Source organism: Patulibacter sp. NPDC049589, from assembly GCF_040675535.1.
In the GTDB taxonomy this organism is placed as follows: Bacteria; Actinomycetota; Thermoleophilia; order Solirubrobacterales; family Solirubrobacteraceae; genus Patulibacter.
In genome coordinates, this window is sequence record NZ_JBFAPC010000338.1 from 1 (window position 1) to 1,357 (window position 1,357).

Here is a 1,357-nt window from a genome sequence, read left to right on the forward strand (position 1 = left end):
CCGCGCGATGGGCGTCCTCTGGGAGGCCCTGGGCCGCGACCGCTACGGGATCACGGACGAGAAGGCCCTGCGCTTCCGCTCCGGGGGCCGCTCCCCACCACTGCCGCCCGCCGGCGCGGATCCGTCCGCGTGCCCGGCCGGGCGCCCCGATCACCGATCCCCACGGAGGACCCCATGAACCGCACCACCACCGTCGCCGGCCTGGCCGCGACGACCCTCGCCCTCGCGCTGCCCGCCCTGGCGAGCGCCCACGTCACCGTCCAGCCGACCGAGGCCGCCGCCGGCTCCTACGCGGTGCTGGACGTCCGCGTGCCGAACGAGCAGGACGACAAGGGGACCGTCAAGGTCGAGGTCCAGCTGCCGCCCGGCGTCTCCTACGCCGCGTACCAGCCGGTCCCGAACTGGACCGCGACGATCACCAAGCGCGCCCCCGCCAAGCCGTTCTCGGTCGAGGGCGAGGCCGTCACGCAGGAGGTCGACACGATCACCTGGACGGGGAAGGGCAAGGCCGGCGTGATCGCGCCCGGCCAGTTCCTGCAGTTCCCGGTCTCGCTCCGCGTGCCCGACGGCGCCGAGGGCTCGACGGTCGCCTTCAAGGCCCTGCAGACCTACGAGGGCGGCGAGGTCGTCCGCTGGATCGGCGTGGCGGGCAGCGACGAGCCCGCCCCGACCCTGACGCTCGACGAGGCGGAGGACGAGCACGGCGGCGCGCACGCGGCCGCCGGCGCCGCGGGCGCTCCGGCCACGCCGGCGGCCGCCACGTCCGCGGGCGACGACGGCAGCGACGCGCTCCCGATCGCGCTCGGCGGCGCGGGCCTGCTCGCCGGCCTCGCGGGGCTCGGGATCGCCGTCGCCGGGCGCCGCCGGAACGCCTGAACCCGCCGCCGGAACGGACCACGGTCCGTTCCGGCGAGCGTCCCTCAGGCAGCGTTTACGTGGCGTTCAGTGGGGACGCCCGGTGATGCGCCACAATGCTCCGCATGTCAGGAGCGAACAAGAAGCAGGCGGCGGCCCAGAAGGCGCGCCTCGAGCGGGAGGCGGCCGAGCGCGCAGCCGCGGACCGCACCAAGCGGTTGCAGCTCCTCGGAGGCGCCGTCGGCGTGGTGGTGGTGATCGCGATCGCGATCCTCATCATCAACCCCTTCAAGGACAAGACCAACGGCTCCAAGAAGATCGACGGCATCGCCGGCGTCGCGGAGACGAAGGCGCTGCTCGCGGGCCTGCAGCAGAAGGGCACGCTGCTCGGCAATCCCGACGCCCCGGTCACGATCCACGAGTTCGCGGACGTCAAGTGCCCGGCCTGCCAGCAGTTCGAGGTCAACTCCCAGAAGCAGAACGTCGACGAGCTCGTGAAGAC

At 73.8% G+C, this 1,357-nt stretch carries 2 protein-coding genes; both read left to right on the forward strand.

Annotated elements, in window-relative coordinates; translation table 11 throughout:
• Positions 1-174: 174 nt before the first annotated feature.
• The gene (locus AB0L40_RS27845; protein WP_364362057.1) at positions 175-876 is read left to right on the forward strand and encodes a YcnI family protein; all 702 of its coding nucleotides are present in this window, start codon (positions 175-177) and stop codon (positions 874-876) included.
• Positions 877-980: 104 nt separating this feature from the next.
• A partial coding sequence (locus tag AB0L40_RS27850) for a thioredoxin domain-containing protein (protein WP_364362059.1) occupies positions 981-1,357 on the forward strand: 377 nt, incomplete at its 3' end.